The 16,548-nt window shown below is 66.1% G+C and carries 15 protein-coding genes and 4 tRNA genes; all 19 read left to right on the forward strand.

The window, feature by feature from the left end:
• Positions 1 to 1,203, forward strand: coding sequence for a CaiB/BaiF CoA transferase family protein (locus R2J75_RS01145; RefSeq protein WP_243330163.1), 1,203 nt, complete (start codon positions 1 to 3; stop codon positions 1,201 to 1,203).
• An 18-nt stretch (positions 1,204 to 1,221) separates the two neighbouring features.
• Positions 1,222 to 2,508: a 3-isopropylmalate dehydratase large subunit gene (locus tag R2J75_RS01150; RefSeq protein ID WP_316410925.1), complete on the forward strand. Its 1,287-nt coding sequence runs from the start codon at positions 1,222 to 1,224 to the stop codon at positions 2,506 to 2,508.
• An 11-nt stretch (positions 2,509 to 2,519) separates the two neighbouring features.
• On the forward strand, positions 2,520 to 3,014 hold the full coding sequence (gene leuD / locus R2J75_RS01155; protein WP_243330165.1) for a 3-isopropylmalate dehydratase small subunit: 495 nt from the start codon (positions 2,520 to 2,522) through the stop codon (positions 3,012 to 3,014).
• A gap of 24 nt (positions 3,015 to 3,038) precedes the next feature.
• Entirely contained in the window at positions 3,039 to 4,457 is a 1,419-nt protein-coding gene (glnA, locus tag R2J75_RS01160) for a type I glutamate--ammonia ligase (RefSeq protein WP_308220503.1), read from the forward strand.
• Positions 4,458 to 4,669: 212 nt separating this feature from the next.
• Positions 4,670 to 6,019, forward strand: coding sequence for an OmpP1/FadL family transporter (locus R2J75_RS01165; protein ID WP_243330167.1), 1,350 nt, complete (start codon positions 4,670 to 4,672; stop codon positions 6,017 to 6,019).
• Position 6,020: 1 nt separating this feature from the next.
• The gene (rlmB, locus tag R2J75_RS01170) at positions 6,021 to 6,755 is read left to right on the forward strand and encodes a 23S rRNA (guanosine(2251)-2'-O)-methyltransferase RlmB (protein ID WP_316410926.1); all 735 of its coding nucleotides are present in this window, start codon (positions 6,021 to 6,023) and stop codon (positions 6,753 to 6,755) included.
• Positions 6,756 to 6,854: 99 nt separating this feature from the next.
• Positions 6,855 to 6,941 (forward strand) — tRNA-Tyr (locus tag R2J75_RS01175).
• A 26-nt stretch (positions 6,942 to 6,967) separates the two neighbouring features.
• Positions 6,968 to 7,043 (forward strand) — tRNA-Gly (locus R2J75_RS01180).
• 11 nt (positions 7,044 to 7,054) lie between these two features.
• Positions 7,055 to 7,129: transfer RNA gene (locus R2J75_RS01185), tRNA-Thr, on the forward strand.
• Between the two features lie 66 nt (positions 7,130 to 7,195).
• Entirely contained in the window at positions 7,196 to 8,389 is a 1,194-nt protein-coding gene (gene tuf / locus R2J75_RS01190) for an elongation factor Tu (RefSeq protein ID WP_243330169.1), read from the forward strand.
• 11 nt (positions 8,390 to 8,400) lie between these two features.
• Positions 8,401 to 8,550: a 50S ribosomal protein L33 gene (gene rpmG, locus R2J75_RS01195; RefSeq protein WP_243330170.1), complete on the forward strand. Its 150-nt coding sequence runs from the start codon at positions 8,401 to 8,403 to the stop codon at positions 8,548 to 8,550.
• Positions 8,551 to 8,622: 72 nt separating this feature from the next.
• Positions 8,623 to 8,698, forward strand: a tRNA-Trp gene (locus R2J75_RS01200).
• A 72-nt stretch (positions 8,699 to 8,770) separates the two neighbouring features.
• Positions 8,771 to 8,962, forward strand: a complete 192-nt coding sequence (secE, locus tag R2J75_RS01205) for a preprotein translocase subunit SecE (protein ID WP_243330171.1) — start codon at positions 8,771 to 8,773, stop codon at positions 8,960 to 8,962.
• Positions 8,963 to 9,035: 73 nt separating this feature from the next.
• A complete protein-coding gene (nusG, locus tag R2J75_RS01210; protein WP_373432579.1) occupies positions 9,036 to 9,608 on the forward strand; it encodes a transcription termination/antitermination protein NusG in 573 nt (190 codons plus the stop codon).
• A 66-nt stretch (positions 9,609 to 9,674) separates the two neighbouring features.
• Positions 9,675 to 10,106, forward strand: a complete 432-nt coding sequence (gene rplK / locus R2J75_RS01215) for a 50S ribosomal protein L11 (protein WP_243330173.1) — start codon at positions 9,675 to 9,677, stop codon at positions 10,104 to 10,106.
• Positions 10,107 to 10,193: 87 nt separating this feature from the next.
• On the forward strand, positions 10,194 to 10,883 hold the full coding sequence (gene rplA, locus R2J75_RS01220) for a 50S ribosomal protein L1 (protein WP_243330174.1): 690 nt from the start codon (positions 10,194 to 10,196) through the stop codon (positions 10,881 to 10,883).
• Positions 10,884 to 10,895: 12 nt separating this feature from the next.
• Entirely contained in the window at positions 10,896 to 11,387 is a 492-nt protein-coding gene (rplJ, locus tag R2J75_RS01225; protein WP_243330175.1) for a 50S ribosomal protein L10, read from the forward strand.
• A 60-nt stretch (positions 11,388 to 11,447) separates the two neighbouring features.
• Positions 11,448 to 11,828, forward strand: a complete 381-nt coding sequence (gene rplL, locus R2J75_RS01230; RefSeq protein WP_243330176.1) for a 50S ribosomal protein L7/L12 — start codon at positions 11,448 to 11,450, stop codon at positions 11,826 to 11,828.
• Between the two features lie 324 nt (positions 11,829 to 12,152).
• A complete protein-coding gene (gene rpoB, locus R2J75_RS01235; RefSeq protein ID WP_316410927.1) occupies positions 12,153 to 16,544 on the forward strand; it encodes a DNA-directed RNA polymerase subunit beta in 4,392 nt (1,463 codons plus the stop codon).
• Positions 16,545 to 16,548: the final 4 nt, after the last annotated feature.

Consider the following 16,548-nt stretch of genomic DNA (forward strand, 5'->3'; position numbering starts at 1 on the left):
ATGACCAAGCAGCGCATGCTCGAGGGCATCAAGGTCCTCGACCTCACCAATGTCCTCTCCGGGCCTTTCGCGACCCTCCACCTCGCCCTCCTGGGCGCGGACGTGATCAAGGTCGAGAATCCCAAGGACGGCGACCTGGCCCGCAAGCTGGGCATCGTTCCGGCCTACAACAAGGCCCTCATGGGGACGAGCTTCCTGGCCCAGAACGCCAACAAGCGCTCCGTCACCCTCAACACGAAGAGCGCCGAGGGCAAGGAGATCTTCAAGCGGCTGGTGAAGGACGCCGACGTCCTCGTGGAGAATTTCCGGCCGGGGGTCATGAACCGCCTGGGCCTGGGCTACGAGGTCCTCAAGGAGATCAACCCCCGCCTCATCTACTGCGCGATCTCCGGCTTCGGCCAGACCGGGCCCGACGCCTTCAAGCCCGCCTACGACCAGATCATCCAGGGCCTCTCGGGCGAGATGGCGGTGAACGGCGACGAGCGCCTGAACCCCCTGCGCACCGGCTTCCCGGTCTGCGACACCGTGGGCGGCCTCAACGCCGCCTTCGCGCTGATGGCCGCGTTGTTCCATCGCGAGCGCACGGGGCAGGGGCAGTTCATCGACATCGCGCTGCTCGATTCCATCATGCCCCTCATGGGCTGGGTGGCCGCCAACCTCCTCATCGGCGGCCAGGACCCCGTCGTGATGGGCAACGACAACTTCACGGCCGCGCCGTCCGGGACCTTCCGGACCGGGGACGGCTTCATCAACATCGCCGCCAACAAGCAGGAGCAGTGGGAAGCGGTCTGCGACGTCCTGGGCGTGCCCGAGCTCAAGACCGACCCCCGGTTCCAGGAGCGCGACACCCGCAAGCGGAACCGCAAGGAGCTCACCCCCCTCCTCGAGGCGCGCCTCCAGACCGAGGCCACCGCCGTGTGGGTGGAGCGCCTGAACGCCAACGACGTCCCCAGCGGAGAGATCCTCTCCCTGCGGGACGCGCTTAAGCAGGAGCAGGTCCGCCACCGCGGCGTCCTGCAGAAGACCAGCGCCGAGGGCGTGGGCGAGATCGAGGTATTCGGTCTCACCGCGCTGTTCGACGGATGCTCAGGGGACGTCACCGCGCCGCCCCCGACCCTGGGCCAGCACAACGCGGAAATCTACGGCAGGCTCGGGATTGACGAGGCGCGGCGCGCCGAGCTCAAGGCCCAGGGCGTGATCTGAACCCTCCAGGAGGACACCATGGGAATGACGGTAGTAGAGAAGATCCTCGCGCGGGCCGCCGGCCGCGAGGCGGTCAAGGCCGGCGACGTGCTGGAGCCGAAGGTCGACCTGGCCATGTCCCACGAGAACGCGGCGCTGGTGATCAACCAGTTCGAGGCCATCCACGAGGGCACCGGCATCGAGGTCCGGCCCTGGGATCCGTCGAAGATCGCCATCATCTTCGATCACCGCGTGCCGGCCGAGAGCCCCAAGACGGCCACCAACCAGAAGAAGATCCGCGGCTTCGTGGCCAAGCACGGCATCGCCAAGTTCCATGACATCCGCGGCGACGTGGGCGGCATCTGCCACCAGGTCCTGCCCGAGTACGGCTATGTGCGGCCGGGCTTCGTGGTGGTCGGAACCGACAGCCACACCACCAGCCACGGCGCCCTCGGCGCCTTCTCCTTCGGCGTCGGCGCCACCGAGATGGCCTCGGCCTGGACCCTCGGCTACGCGGTGAACATCGAAGTGCCCCCCACCATCAAGGTGGTGGTCAACGGCGAATTCCCGCCCATGGTGGGCCCCAAGGACCTGATCCTCCACCTGATCGGCGTCCTCACCGCCCAGGGCGCCAACTTCCGCGTCCTGGAATACCACGGGGAGACCATCCGGAAGATGAGCACCTCCGGGCGCCTCGCCGTCTGCAACATGAGCGTGGAGGCCGGGGCCACCAGCGGCATCGTGCCCGCCGACGCCGAGACCCTGCGCTACCTCCGGGAGGAGGCCGGCGTGACCGACGCCATCAGCCCCGTCACCCCCGACGCGGACGCGGTCTACGAGCGCGTGGTGGAGATCGACGTCTCCGCCCTGTCGCCCCAGATCGCCTGCCCCCACACCGTGGACAACGTGAAGCCCATCGACCAGGTCGCCGGCAAGCGCATCCACCAGATCGTCATCGGCAGCTGCACCAACGGCCGCCTCGACGACCTGGCCGTCGCCGCCGGGATCCTGAAGGGCCACAAGGTGGCCGAAGGCACCCGCATGCTGGTCTTCCCCGCCTCGGGCCGGATCTTCGGGCAGGCCCTGGACCGCGGGTACATCCACGAGTTCATGCGGGCCGGCGCGGTCGTGATGAATTCGGGCTGCGGGCCCTGCCTCGGCGTCCACGAAGGCGCGCTGGGCGACGACGAAGTCGCCCTGTCCACCACGAACCGCAACTTCAAGGGCCGCATGGGCAACCCCAAATCCGAGGTCTACCTCTGCAGTCCGGCCGTCGCGGCCGCGTCGGCCATCACCGGCGTCATCACCGACCCCCGCAAGGCCTGAGGAGAGCCACCATGCCCAACGTGATCATCACCCTCGAAGCCGACATCTCCACCGACGACATCTACCCTGGCCGCTACATGGCGACGGTCCTCCCCACCGAGACGCCGCAGTACTGCTTCGCCAACCGCACCGACCTCAACGAGAAGCTCAAGTCCGGGGCCTTCCCCAAGGGCTCGGTCATCGTGGCCGACCAGAACTTCGGCTGCGGCTCCTCCCGCGAGCAGGCCGCGAGCGCCCTGAAGGGCTACGACCTCACCATCGTCGCGCGCAGCATGAGCCGCATCTTCCTGCAGAACGCCATCAACCTCGGACTCAACGTCGTCCTGTGCCCCGGCATCGAGGCGGAGGAAGGCCACGAACTGGCTTTCGAGGCCGGCAAAGTGACAAACGTCACCACCGGCAGGACGTTCGAAACGGTTAGGCTTCCAGAGGCCAGGCAGGCAATCATCGACGCCGGCGGCCTGATCCCCTACACCCGGAAACGACTGTTACAAACGGCTCGGTAATCAATCATTTACAGGGAGGCGTCCGTGTTCAGGACCTTCGATGAGGCAAGGAATTTCATCAGGGAAAATCAGTACCGGATGATCGACCTGAAATTCAGCGACATGTGGGGCAACTGGCACCACGTCACCATCCCGGCGTCCCAGTTCACCGAGGAGATGATGCGGGACGGCGTCGGCTTCGACGGCTCCAGCGTGGGCCTCAAGTCCGTCAAGTCGGGCGACATGGTCCTCCTCCCCGACCTGGCGTCCGGATTCGTGGACCCGTTCTGCCAGTTCCCCACCCTCAGCTTCATCTGCTCCGCCTACGAGGCCGACACCAAGCGGCCCTTCGCCTTCGATCCGCGCAACATCGTCGCCCGGGCCGAGGAGCACCTGCGCGCCACCGGCATCGCCGACGGCAGCATCTGGGGCCCCGAGTACGAGTTCTACGTCTTCAACGACGTCTCGGTCGAGAACGACGTGAACGTCGCCGCCTACCGGCTGGACAGCGTCGAAGGCGCCTGGAACGCCCCCACCGCCGGGCACGGCCACCTGATCCCCTTCCACGGGGGCTACCACGCCATCCCGCCCAAGGACGCCCTGGCCAACCTCCGGGCCGAGATGTGCATCGAGCTCGAGAACCTGGGCGTCCCGGTCAAGTACCACCACCACGAGGTGGGCGGCCCGGGCCAGTGCGAGATCGAGACCCCGCTCTTCGACATCCTCAAGGCCGGCGACGCCACCCAGATCATCAAGTACGTGATCAAGAACGTGGCCCAGCGCAACGGCCAGAGCGCGACCTTCATGCCGAAGCCCCTCTTCGGCGAGGCCGGGAGCGGCATGCACTTCCACCAGATGCTCATGAAGGGCGGCAAGAACCTCTTCTACGATCCCAAGGGCTACGGCTGCCTCAGCCAGGAGGCCCTCTGGTACATCGGCGGCATCCTGAAGCACGGCCCGGCCCTCCTGGCCATCACCAACCCCAGCACCAACTCGTACCGCCGCCTCATCCCCGGCTTCGAGGCGCCGGTCAACGCGTTCTTCTCCCTGGGGAACCGGAGCGCCGCCATCCGCGTGCCCAAGTACGCCGACCAGCCCGAGACGGCCCGGTTCGAGTTCCGTCCCCCCGACGCGACCTGCAACATCTACCTGGCCCTCGCCGCCCAGCTCATGGCCGGCATCGACGGGATCCTGAACCGCATCGACCCCACCGCCAACGGTTTCGGCCCCTTCGACGCCAACATCTTCAGCTGGACCGACGAGCAGCGGAAGGCCATCAAGCCCCTGCCCGCCAGCCTCAAGGAGGCCTGCGACGCCCTCCGGGACGACCACGACTTCCTCCTGGCCGGGGGGGTCTTCGACGAGGCCCAGATCCAGGACTGGATCAAGCACCTGATGGCCGACTTCAACGCAGTGAACAACCGGCCCACCCCCTACGAGGTGGCCCGCTACTACGACGTCTAGAAGGTCAAGCGTTGCCAGTTATTGAGTTAGGCCCCGGAGCCCTCCGGGGCCTTTCTCGTGGGGGCCGAATCGCCGCTTGGTGACGGAAGGCATTCCAGGCCATGCTGGATGTTCCGGTTTTGAACCTATCGGGCGCCCGCGCCACAAGGTCAGTGGGCAATCCAATTGGAGATCGAGGTATGGCGTACGGTGCTAGGAAGACGGGAATGGGCGTGTCCGGGCTGCTGGCCCTGGCGGCCTTCCTCGGGGCCCCCCTGTCGGGCCAGACCCTCTGGACCCCGGCTTCCGACCCGGTCGGGATCGCCCGGGCCGGGGCCGGCGTGGCCTTCGGCCAGAGCCTGGAGGCGGGGGCCATCAACCCCGCGCTCCTGGTGACCCTCCGGGAGGACGGCGCGGCCTACGTGGCGGCGGGCATGGAGCTCATGTCCTCCCAGGCCACCCTCCAGTCCAACTCCCAGGTGCTCTTCAGCTCCGACCGGAACCGCTTCCTGCCGGCCTTCGGCGCGGCCTGGAAGATCAAGGACCACTTCTACATGGGCCTGAAGGTGGACAACCCCTTCATGCGGCACGCGCGGTTCGAGTCGGACTACACGGGCCGGTTCGAGGGCCAGAGCCTGGAGCTCACCGCCCGGCGGGCCTCGCTCCAGTTCAGCTACGCCGTCACCCCGGCCTTCTCCCTCGGGCTGTCCGTGGGGGCCGCCCGGGTCCAGTACGCCTTCTCAAACGCCGTTCGGGTGCCGGTCACCGCCGATCCCCAGGCCCCGATGTCCACCGCCAATCCGGCCCTGGGCCTCCTGGAGGTCGGGCTCACCCAGTCCGGCGCGAAGACCCTCCCGTCCCTCGAAGCCGGCTTCCGCTGGGCCATCAATCCCCGCTGGACCCTCGCCGGCGCCTGGCAGGGCCCGATCCGCGGCACCCTCGGCCTCACCGCGGGCATCGACGGCTCGAAGGCCACCGTCACCTCCGTCACGGGCTACGGTCCCGCCGACGCCATCGCCAACGCCGCGGCCCCCGGGGTCCAGGCCGCGGCGACCGTCGCGCCCGGGTCGGGCGACATCACCCTTCCGGGCCGCTTCACCCTCGGCGTTCGGCAGCGCGTGAACCAGATCTTCACCTGGGAGGCGGACCTCCGCTTCGTGCAGGGCGGCTCCACCCGCATCCCGGGCTACCCGGTGATCACGACCTCCAGCGGGACCGCCACCGGCTCCGGCATGCCCGGCACCTACCACAGCGGCTTCGGCCTGAGCCTGGCCGGCGAGATGACGCTCACCAAGCGGCTCACGGGCAGGCTCGGATTCTCCTCCGACCCTTCCCTCCGGGAGGATCCCTCGGTGGAGCCGCTCCTGGGCGGGAGCCGCAACGCGGCCTTCTCCATGGGCCTCGGCCTCAAGGCCTTCGGCGGCGAGATCAGCGTCGGCTGGCAGATCCGGCAGAGCCAGGACCGGGACGTGCGGCGCCTCGACGGCGCCTGGAACCTGGCCGGCTACGCGACCACCGGGACCCAGACCCGGGTCGAGAGCATGGGCCACCTGTGGTCCATCGGCTACCGGAGGAGCTTCTAGCATGAAGTTCCTGGGTCCTCACGCCTGCGAGGAGGCGCTGGAGCGCGGAGAGGTCCAGACCCTCCGGATCGCGCCCTCCGCCTGGGAAAGGTGCGCCAGATTGCGCGCGGCCGCGCGGGAGCGGGGCGTCGTGGTCCATCGCGAACCCATGGACAGCCTGGACCGGCGGGCCCAGGGCCAGCGTCACCAGGGCGTCCTGGGCGAGGGCGCCGACCTCGCCCTCTCGGGCATGGATGAACTGGCGGAGCGCATCCGCGCGAAGGGCCCCGGCGCCCTCGTCCTGGCCCTGGACGGCGTGACGGATCCCCACAACTTCGGCGCCATCCTCCGCTCCGCCGCGGGCGCCGGCGCGGACGGGATCATCTTCCCCGAGCGCCGCAGCGCCCAGGTCAACGAGACGGTGGTCCGCGCCAGCGCCGGCACCGCGGGGCGCGTGCCCCTCGTGCGCGTCGTCAACCTCTCCCGGGCCCTCGACGAGCTCAAGGAGGCCGGGGCCTGGGTGTACGGCCTGGCGGCCGGCGAAGGGAGCCGGGACTACCTGGAGGAGCCCTTCGACCGCCCCACGGTCCTCGTCCTGGGCTCCGAGGGCGAAGGCCTCCACCAGAAGATCCGGGAGCGGTGCGACGGCCTGCTGCGGATCCCCATGCCGGGGGGCATCGAGAGCCTCAACGTGTCCGCCGCGGCGGCCGTCATGCTGTTCCGGGTGCTTGCCCGCAGGAAGTCGGGCGGAGCGTGAATCTTTTCCCTTGTGCCCCCCGGAGGGGCGTGTTACCTTGGATGTTCCCTGTCAGGAAAGCTTTGCCTTACAGAGCACCGATGGGGTTGTTTGACAAACGCCTAGATGGCCGAGTGGTTAATGGCAGCAGACTGTAAATCTGCCGGGCTCCGCCCTACGGAGGTTCGAATCCTTCTCTAGGCACCAGTTCTTTCGCGGAAGACTGGTTGATTGCGGGAATAGCTCAGTTGGTAGAGCGTCAGCCTTCCAAGCTGAATGTCGCGGGTTCGAACCCCGTTTCCCGCTCCAGAAAAGTTCAGGCCCACATAGCTCAGTGGCAGAGCGCGTCCTTGGTAAGGACGAGGTCGGCGGTTCAATCCCGCCTGTGGGCTCCACTTTTCTGCCGCGCATCCATCCAACGGTTCAACATCCCCATCCCCTACCACCTCCAGGAGGCACCTGTGGCCAAAGAGAAATTCGATCGCTCTAAGCCTCACGTCAACATCGGCACCATCGGTCACGTGGACCACGGCAAGACGACCCTGACGGCCGCCATTGCCACCCTGCTCTCCGTCACCCAGGGCGGGCAGGCGAAGTCCTACGAGCAGATCGACTCCGCTCCTGAAGAGAAGGCCCGTGGGATCACGATCAACACCGCCCACGTCGAGTACCAGACCCCCCGTCGGCACTACGCCCACGTGGACTGCCCCGGCCACGCCGACTACATCAAGAACATGATCACCGGCGCGGCCCAGATGGACGGCGCCATCCTCGTCGTCGCGGCCACCGACGGCCCGATGCCCCAGACCCGCGAGCACATCCTCCTGGCCCGCCAGGTGGGCGTGCCCTACATCGTCGTCTTCATGAACAAGATCGACATCGCGGATCCCGAGCTGACCGACCTGGTGGAGATGGAGCTGCGCGAGCTGCTCTCCTCCTACGGCTTCCCCGGCGACGACATTCCCATCATCCGCGGCTCGGCGAAGCTGGCCATGGACAACGCCACCAACCCCGGCGCTCCTGAGTGCAAGTGCATCTACGAGCTCATGGAGGCCGTGGACAGCTACATTCCCGATCCCGCCCGCCCCGTCGACAAGCCCTTCATCATGCCCGTCGAGGACGTGTTCACGATCACCGGCCGCGGCACCGTGGTGACCGGCCGCGTCGAGGCCGGCATCGTCAAGGTCGGCGACGAAGTCGAGATCATCGGCCTGCGCGAGACCGTCAAGAAGGTCGTGACCGGCATCGAGATGTTCAAGAAGTCCCTGGACCAGGGCCAGGCCGGTGACAACGCGGGCGTCCTCCTCCGCGGTGTCGAGCGCAAGGACGTGGAGCGCGGCATGGTGCTCGCCAAGCCCGGCAGCATCACCCCCCACACCAAGTTCACCGCCGCCGTTTACGTCCTGGGCAAGGACGAGGGCGGCCGCCACACCCCCTTCTTCAACAAGTACCGCCCCCAGTTCTACTTCCGCACCACGGACGTGACTGGTTCCATCGAGCTGGAAGCCGGCCGCGAAATGGTCATGCCCGGTGACAACGTCACCCTGACCGTTGAGCTGATCGTCCCCATCGCCATGGAGAAGGGCCTCAAGTTCGCCATCCGTGAAGGCGGCCGCACTGTCGGCTCCGGCAGGGTGGACGAAGTCATCGCCTAAAGGAGCGCGCCATGCGCGACATCGTTTACCTGCTCTGCACCGAGTGCAAGCGCAAGAACTACACGACCACCAAGAACAAGCGCACCACCACGGGCAAGCTCGAGTTCAAGAAGCATTGCCGGGCCTGCGGGGGCCACAAGCTCCACCGGGAAGGCAAGTAGGTGATCCTCAGGGGACCCCGCCCATCGGGCGGGGTCCCCGGCGGAATCCGCCGAATTCCTTGCAAAGCCCATAGGGGAGTAGCTCAGCTGGTAGAGCAGCGGACTCCAAATCCGCAGGTCGCGGGTTCGAACCCTGTCTCCCCTGCCAATTCTGCCCGGCCCCAGCGACACCAAGCTGGGGCCTTTTCAGTCAAAGCCCTTTGAAAGCCGGGAGATCCCGTTGATTTCAACCATCAAGCATCAAGCCAAGGAGCTCCTCAGCGAGCTCAAGCGCGTGGATTGGCCGGGCAAGCAGAAGGTCCTCAGCGCGGCCACCTCGGTGGCCATTGTGTCGACGTTCGTCGGTCTGTTCCTTTGGGCGGCGGACAAGGCGATCTCCTGGGGGATGACCTTCATCCTCCCCCAACACTAGTCGGGAGGCACCCATGACGGAACTTCTGGGCAGTCAGGGAGAGGCCCCGGCGAGCGCCACGACCGAGCACAAGATGGCCTGGTTCATCATCCACACCTACTCGGGCTACGAGGCCAAGGTGATGGAGAGCCTCCGCCAGCGGATCAAGATGGAAGAGCGGGACGAGCACTTCGGGGACATCCAGATCCCCGAGGAGACGTACGAGGAAATGAAGGTCGACGCCAAGTCCGGCCGGAAGGAGCGCGTCCTCAAGAAGCGCAAGTCCTTCCCGGGCTACCTCCTCGTCCAGATCGCCGTCACCAAGAAGGGCGCGAACTACGAGATGGAGGATGCCGACTGGCACCTCGTCCGCAACACCCCCAAGGTCACCTCCTTCGTGGGCGCCAACAAGAAGCGCCCCACGCCCCTGACGGACGACGAAGTCCGGCAGATCATGAACCACACCGAGGAGACCCAGGAGAAGCCCAAGCCGAAATACCACTTTGAAAAGGGCGAAAAGGTCCGTATCATTGATGGCCCCTTCGCCAACTTCGAAGGGGACGTGGAGGAGATCCACGAGGAACGCTCCACCATCAAGGTGATGGTGACGGTGTTCGGTCGAAGCACCCCCGTGGAGCTCGATTTCATCCAGGTGGAGAAGCGCTAGCCCCGCGCTCCACCCTTCAAGGCGACAGTCGCCGGCATCTGCCGGAATCCGTCGCGGGAGAACAGAATGGCCAAGAAGATCACCGGTTACATCAAGCTGCAGCTTCCCGCCGGGGAGGCCACGCCGGCTCCCCCCGTGGGCCCCGCCCTCGGCCAGCACGGCGTCAACATCATGGAGTTCGTGAAGCAGTTCAACGCGAAGTCCGTGACCCAGGTGGAGAAGGGCACGATCCTGCCCGTCGTCATCACCGTCTACGGCGACCGCAGCTTCAGCTTCATCCTCAAGACCCCCCCCGCGGCCGTGCTGATCAAGAAGAAGCTCGGCCTCGACAAGGGCAGCGCGGTCCCCAACAAGACCAAGGTGGGCAAGATCACCCAGGCCCAGCTGGAAGAGATCGCCAAGGTCAAGATGCCCGACCTCAACGCCGGCAGCCTCGAGGCCGCCATGCGCTCCATCGCCGGCTCCGCCCGGTCCATGGGCGTCGAGGTCGTCAAGTAGCACCCTTTCACGACGGAAACCCGCATCGTGCGGGAATCCCGGTAACCGCGACCGTCATCGCGGAAGATCTTCAAAGCAGGAGTTAACATGGCAAAACCTGGAAAGAAGTACCAGGCTGCCGCCTCCAAGATCGAAGATCGCCCCTATGAGCTCTCCGAAGCCATCGCCGTGATCGAGAACCTGGCGTTCGCCAAGTTCGACGAGACCGTCGAAGTGCACATGAGGCTCGGCGTCGACCCCCGCCACGCGGACCAGATGGTTCGCGGCACGATTGTCCTCCCCCACGGGACGGGCAAGACCATGCGGGTGGCCGTCATCGCCGCGGGCGAGAAGATCAAGGATGCGGAAGCCGCCGGTGCGGACATCGTGGGCGGGGATGATCTCGTCGAGCGCATCGCCGGCGGGTTCCTCGAGTTCGATGCCCTCGTCGCTACGCCCGACATGATGAAGGGCGTCGGCCGTCTGGGCAAGGTGCTGGGCCCCCGTGGCCTGATGCCGAACCCCAAGACCGGCACCGTGACCTTCGAGGTCGCCAAGGCGATCAAGGAGATCAAGGCCGGCAAGGTCGAGTACCGCGTCGACAAGACCGGCATCATCCATGCCGGCGTCGGCAAGATCTCGTTCGGGGTCGAGAAGCTGAAGGAGAATGCCAAGGCCCTCATCGACGCCGTGGTCAAGGCCAAGCCGGCCGCGGCCAAGGGCAAGTACGTGAAGGCCATCCACATGGCCTCCACCATGGGCCCCAGCGTCTCCATCGCCCCGATCGCGGAAAAGTAGGAGGAGCTGACCATGGAACGCGAACAGAAACGCACCGAAGTGGCCCAGCTCAAGGGGACGTTCACCGCGGCCAAGTCCGCCGTCGTCCTCGGCTTCAAGGGCCTCACTGTCGACAAGGACACGGCCTTCCGCAAGTCCATCCGCGAGAGCAAGGCCCAGTACCGGGTGTCCAAGAACACCCTGCTGAAGATCGCGGTCAAGGAATCGGCGTTCGAGGGGCTCTCCGAGCACTTCAAGGGCGCCACCGCCGTCGCCACCACCGAAGGGGATGTCGTTGCCCTGGCCAAGGCCGTCAGCAACTTCCTCAAGGACAACCCGGCCGCCAACCTGAAGGGCGCGATCCTCGACGGCAAGCTCGTCACGGAAGCGGAATTCAAGGCGATCGCCGAGCTGCCCTCCCGCGAGGTGCTCATCGGCAAGCTGCTCTACCTCATGCAGTACCCCATCTCCGGGCTGGCAGTCGCCCTGGAGGCCATCCGCAAGCAGAAGGAAGGCGCGGCCTAGGCCGGGTCTTCATCCCCCCCCGAACCCAACCTTTGAAATCGCATACGAGAGGAGAACTTCATGGCTCTCACCGCTGACATGCTGATCCAGGAAATCGAAACGATGACCGTCCTCGAGCTGGCCAACCTGGTCAAGGCCCTCGAGGAGCGCTTCGGCGTCTCCGCCGCCGCCGTCGCGGCCCCCGCCGCCGGTGGCGCCGCCGCCGCCGCCGCCCCCGCCGAGGAGCAGACCGAGTTCAACGTCGAGCTCACCGAGGCCGGCGCGAACAAGCTCAACGTCATCAAGGCCGTCCGCGAGCTCGTCGCCGGCCTGGGCCTCAAGGAGGCCAAGGACATGGTCGACGGCGCCCCCAAGATCGTGAAGGAAGGCGCTTCCAAGGAAGAGGCCGCCAAGATCAAGGAAAAGCTCGAAGCCGCCGGCGCCAAGGTCACGATCAAGTAAAAAAGCGACCGACCGCGTCGAATCCAAAGCGCGAGGTGTCTTGTACACCTTGCGCTTTGTGGTTTGTGAAAAAGTGGTATGCTTATTCCTTGCCCCTGGACCCCGGTCCGGGGGATTTCCTCCTCGCCACCACAAAGGGCCCCGGTTGCACCTCGTTCCGTGTGCCATCACATCGCGATCCGCAGGGTCAGCATCCATCCTCGTCGATGGATGTCTGGCCCCAGTCGCGTCTTCAGTTGTCCTTTCGGTGAGCCCCGTACGACCTCCCCACGATTTTCCCGCAGGCCCCACAAGGGTCCGGCGGGGCGCCTTCCGGAGTGAACCATGAGCGTTCAACAGAACATCTACCGCCAGCGGGTTCAGTTCTCGAAAATCCGCTCCCTGGTTCCCATTCCGAACCTGATCGACATCCAGAAGCGCAGCTACGACGAGTTCCTGCAGATGAACCTGCTCCACGTCGAGCGGGAGGGCCGCGGCCTCAAGGCCGTCTTCGAGTCCATGTTCCCCGTGCACAACGGCAAGAACCTGGATGGCGGCGACGCGAGCCTTGAGGTCGAGTTCGTCGACTACACGGTCGGCCACTGGGCCTGCAAGTGCGGCAAGAACGAGGGCCTCGAGCACCTCCGCACGGAGTGCAAGAGCTGCGGCCACCACATCGTGACGGACCACCCGAAGGATCCCACGGTCGACTGCCCCAAGTGCGGCACCCGCAACAAGAACCAGGCGAAGATCTGCGACGTGTGCAGCGAGCCCGTCGGCCTGCACCAGAAGATGAGCATGGAGGAGTGCGTCGAGCGCGGCGCCACCATGGCCTCTCCCCTGAAGATCCGGGTGCGCCTCAACCAGTTCGACAAGGACGAGAAGGGCAACCGCCGCTACAAGCAGAGCCAGGAGTCCGAGGTCTACTTCGGCGACCTCCCGACGATGACCGACCGCGGCACCTTCGTTATCAACGGCACGGAGCGCGTGATCGTCAGCCAGCTGCACCGCAGCCCCGGCGTCTTCTTCTCCATCACCGGCGACAAGAGCCTCTACAGCGCCCAGGTGATCCCCTACCGCGGCAGCTGGATCGAGTTCGAGCTGGACACCAAGGGCCTGCTCTACGCCCGCATCGACCGCAAGCGCAAGTTCCTGGGCGCCACCTTCCTGCGCGCCCTCGGCCTCTTCGATGACCGGCTCGCCGACAACCAGTCCATGCTGGCCCACTTCTACACGCCCCAGCGCTTCACGCTGAAGGGCGCCACCGTCTTCCTCAAGCCCAGCGAGATGCTCGTGGGCCAGAAGGCGATGGACGACATCAAGGATCCCAAGACCAAGGAAGCCATCGTCCCCAAGGGCAAGATCTTCAGCCGCCGCCTCCTCGACATGGTCGTCAAGGCGGGCATCGACCAGGTCGCCGTCGAGCGCAGCCTCCTGGACGGCGCCGTCCTGCTCGAGGACGTGGTCAACATGAACACCGGCGAGGTGCTGCTCGAGGCCAACGACGCCTTCGTGCAGACCCACCTGGAGATGTTCCTGGCGAACAACGTCTCCGACTTCACCGTCTGCTTCCCCGAGAACGACGACACCGGCAAGGTCTTCAGCGAGACCATCTCCAAGGACCACACCGAGGACAGCGAGGAGGCCGCGAAGGAGCTCTTCAAGAAGATCCGGCCCGGCGAACCCGCCACCCTGGAATCCTCCAAGAAGCTCCTCTACTCCATGTTCTTCGACCCCCAGAAGTACGACCTGTCCAAGGTCGGCCGGCACAAGATGAACGCCAAGCTGGGGCTGAACACGGACCTGGAGGCCCGCACCCTCTCCGTCGAGGACTTCGTCGCCACCGTCCACTACCTGCTCCGCCTGAAGAAGTACGACACCACCCGCTCCGAGCGCGTGGACGAGAAGGCGCCGGTCCGCAAGGACGACATCGACCACCTGGGCAACCGCCGCGTCCGCAGCGTCGGCGAGCTGCTGGAGAACTGCTTCCGCGTGGGCCTCGTCCGCGTGCAGCGCGCCATCAAGGAGAAGTTCTCCATGGCGCAGGACCCCAACAGCCCCCTGCAGCCCCACGACCTCATCAACAGCAAGCCGGTCATCGCGGCCATGAAGGAGTTCTTCGGCTCCAGCCAGCTCTCCCAGTTCATGGACCAGACCAACCCCCTGTCGGAGATCACCCACAAGCGGCGCCTCTCCGCCCTGGGCCCCGGCGGCCTCAGCCGCGACCGCGCCGGCTTCGAGGTGCGCGACGTGCACACCTCCCACTACGGCCGCATCTGCCCCATCGAGACGCCTGAAGGCCCGAACATCGGCCTCATCTCCAGCCTCTCCTGCTACGCCCGCATCAACGAGTTCGGCTTCATCGAGAGCCCCTACCTGAAGGTCGACAACGGCCGGATCATCCACTACGCCAAGGTCACCAGCGTGGGCGATTCCAAGTTCGGGTACATGCAGGTCGTTCGCCTGGACGAACTCGAGGCCGAGAACGCCACCCTGGACAAGGCTGGCAAGCGTCCCGCCAAGTACGAGATGCACGCCTGGTACCTGTCCGCCTGGGAGGAGGATGACCAGGTCATCGCCCAGGCCAACGTGGCCGTGGACAAGGAAGGCCACATCCTGGACGAGTTCGTGGTGGCCCGTGTGGGCGACGAAACCAAGACCGTCGAGCGCGACAAGGTCACCCTCATGGACGTCAGCCCCAAGCAGCTGGTGTCCGTGGCCGCCAGCCTCATCCCCTTCCTCGAGAACGATGACGCCAACCGGGCCCTCATGGGCGCGAACATGCAGCGCCAGGCCGTGCCCCTGATCCGCACCGAGGCCCCCCTCGTCGGCACGGGCATGGAGTACTACGCCGCGCGCGACTCCGGCGCCTGCGTCCTCTGCCGCCGCTCCGGCATCGTGGAGACGGTGGACGCCAACCGCATCGTCGTCCGGGTCGAGGACGACCCCGAGACCGAGGGCGTGGAGAGCGGCGTCGACATCTACACCCTGATCAAGTACGCCCGTTCCAACCAGAACACCTGCCTCAACCAGGTGCCCCTGGTCAAGAAGGGCGAGTACGTGGCCGCGGGCCAGATCCTGGCCGACGGTCCCTGCTGCGAGCACGGCGAACTGGCCCTGGGCCGGAACCTCGTGGTCGCCTACATGCCCTGGCGCGGCTACAACTTCGAGGACGCCATCCTCATCAGCGAGCGCATCGTCAAGGAGGACCTCTACACCACGATCCACATCGAGGAGTTCGAGGTCCACGCCCGCGACACCAAGCTCGGTCCCGAAGAGATCACCCGCGACATCCCCCAGGTCCGCGAGGAGATGCTCAAGAACCTCGACGAGTCCGGCATCATCCGCATCGGCGCCACCGTCCGCCACGGCGACATCCTGGTGGGCAAGGTCACCCCGAAGGGCGAGACCATCCTCAGCCCCGAGGAGAAGCTCCTCCGCGCCATCTTCGGCGAGAAGGCCTCCGACGTGAAGGACGCCAGCCTCACGGTCGGCCCCGGCATCGAGGGCACGGTCGTCGACGTCAAGGTCTTCACCCGCAAGGGCCAGGAGAAGGACCTCCGCACCCAGCAGATCGAGCGCGAGCAGATCCAGAAGTGGGAGCGCGACCTCGAGGACGAGGAGCGGATCATCCGCGCCGAGGCCAAGAAGAAGATCGTCGCCCTCCTGAAGAACAAGGAGCTCGCCGAGCCCCTGGCCGACGACAAGGGCAAGGAGCTGCTGCCCAAGGGCAAGAAGCTCACCCAGAACATGCTCGAGGCCGTCCCCTACGGGCGCTTCCGGCAGGTCAGCGTCGCCGCCGGCAAGGAGCGGCTCGAGGCCCAGGTCCTGGACATCCTCGACAAGACCGAGAGCCAGCTCAACGTCCTCCGCGACATCCTCAACGAGCGCATCGACCGCCTGGTCAAGGGCGACGAGCTCATGCCCGGCGTCCTCAAGACCGTGAAGGTCTACGTGGCCGTGAAGCGCAAGCTGCAGGTCGGCGACAAGATGGCCGGCCGCCACGGCAACAAGGGCGTGGTCAGCCGCATCCTCCCCGTGGAGGACATGCCCTACCTGCCCGACGGCAAGCCGGTGGACATCGTGCTCAATCCCCTGGGCGTGCCCTCCCGCATGAACATCGGCCAGGTGCTCGAGTGCCACCTGGGCTGGGCCGGCAAGGTCCTCGGCGTCCACTTCGCGACCCCCGTCTTCGACGGCGCCCGCGAGACGGACATCAAGGAATGGCTGGTCAAGGCCTGGGAGAAGAACGGGAAGGTCGGTCCGGACGTCACCGGCAAGACCATCCTCTTCGACGGCATGACCGGCGAGCCCTACGAGCAGCCCGTGAACGTGGGCTGCGTCTACATGCTCAAGCTGCACCACCTCGTGGACAACAAGATCCACGCCCGGAGCATCGGACCCTACTCGCTGATCACGCAGCAGCCCCTGGGCGGCAAGGCCCAGTTCGGCGGCCAGCGCTTCGGCGAGATGGAAGTGTGGGCCCTCGAGGCCTACGGCGCCGCCCACGTGCTCCAGGAGCTGCTGACGTACAAGTCCGACGACATGCATGGCCGCACCCAGATCTACCAGGCCATCATCAAGGGCGAGACGATCAAGGATCCGGGCCTCCCCGAAAGCTTCAACGTCGTGAAGAAGGAGCTCAACGCGCTCTGCATCGAGGTTGAGATGCTGACCAGGGAGCAGCTCGAACCTCTCCAGGACGTCGAGGAGCCGGCCTTCACCATCGAAGGCTAGCCCC

Origin of the sequence: Mesoterricola sediminis (assembly GCF_030295425.1) — a bacterium.
GTDB classification, from domain to species: Bacteria; Acidobacteriota; Holophagae; order Holophagales; family Holophagaceae; genus Mesoterricola; species Mesoterricola sediminis.

Coding starts and splice junctions, on each gene's coding strand:
- rpoB (WP_316410927.1), top strand. CDS start 12,153: ATGAGCGTTCAACAGAACATCTACCGCCAGCGGGTTCAGTTCTCGAAA.
- rplK (WP_243330173.1), top strand. CDS start 9,675: ATGGCCAAGAAGATCACCGGTTACATCAAGCTGCAGCTTCCCGCCGGG.
- rplL (WP_243330176.1), top strand. CDS start 11,448: ATGGCTCTCACCGCTGACATGCTGATCCAGGAAATCGAAACGATGACC.
- rplJ (WP_243330175.1), top strand. CDS start 10,896: ATGGAACGCGAACAGAAACGCACCGAAGTGGCCCAGCTCAAGGGGACG.
- rpmG (WP_243330170.1), top strand. CDS start 8,401: ATGCGCGACATCGTTTACCTGCTCTGCACCGAGTGCAAGCGCAAGAAC.
- rplA (WP_243330174.1), top strand. CDS start 10,194: ATGGCAAAACCTGGAAAGAAGTACCAGGCTGCCGCCTCCAAGATCGAA.
- nusG (WP_373432579.1), top strand. CDS start 9,036: ATGGCCTGGTTCATCATCCACACCTACTCGGGCTACGAGGCCAAGGTG.
- rlmB (WP_316410926.1), top strand. CDS start 6,021: ATGAAGTTCCTGGGTCCTCACGCCTGCGAGGAGGCGCTGGAGCGCGGA.
- R2J75_RS01145 (WP_243330163.1), top strand. CDS start 1: ATGACCAAGCAGCGCATGCTCGAGGGCATCAAGGTCCTCGACCTCACC.
- leuD (WP_243330165.1), top strand. CDS start 2,520: ATGCCCAACGTGATCATCACCCTCGAAGCCGACATCTCCACCGACGAC.
- R2J75_RS01150 (WP_316410925.1), top strand. CDS start 1,222: ATGGGAATGACGGTAGTAGAGAAGATCCTCGCGCGGGCCGCCGGCCGC.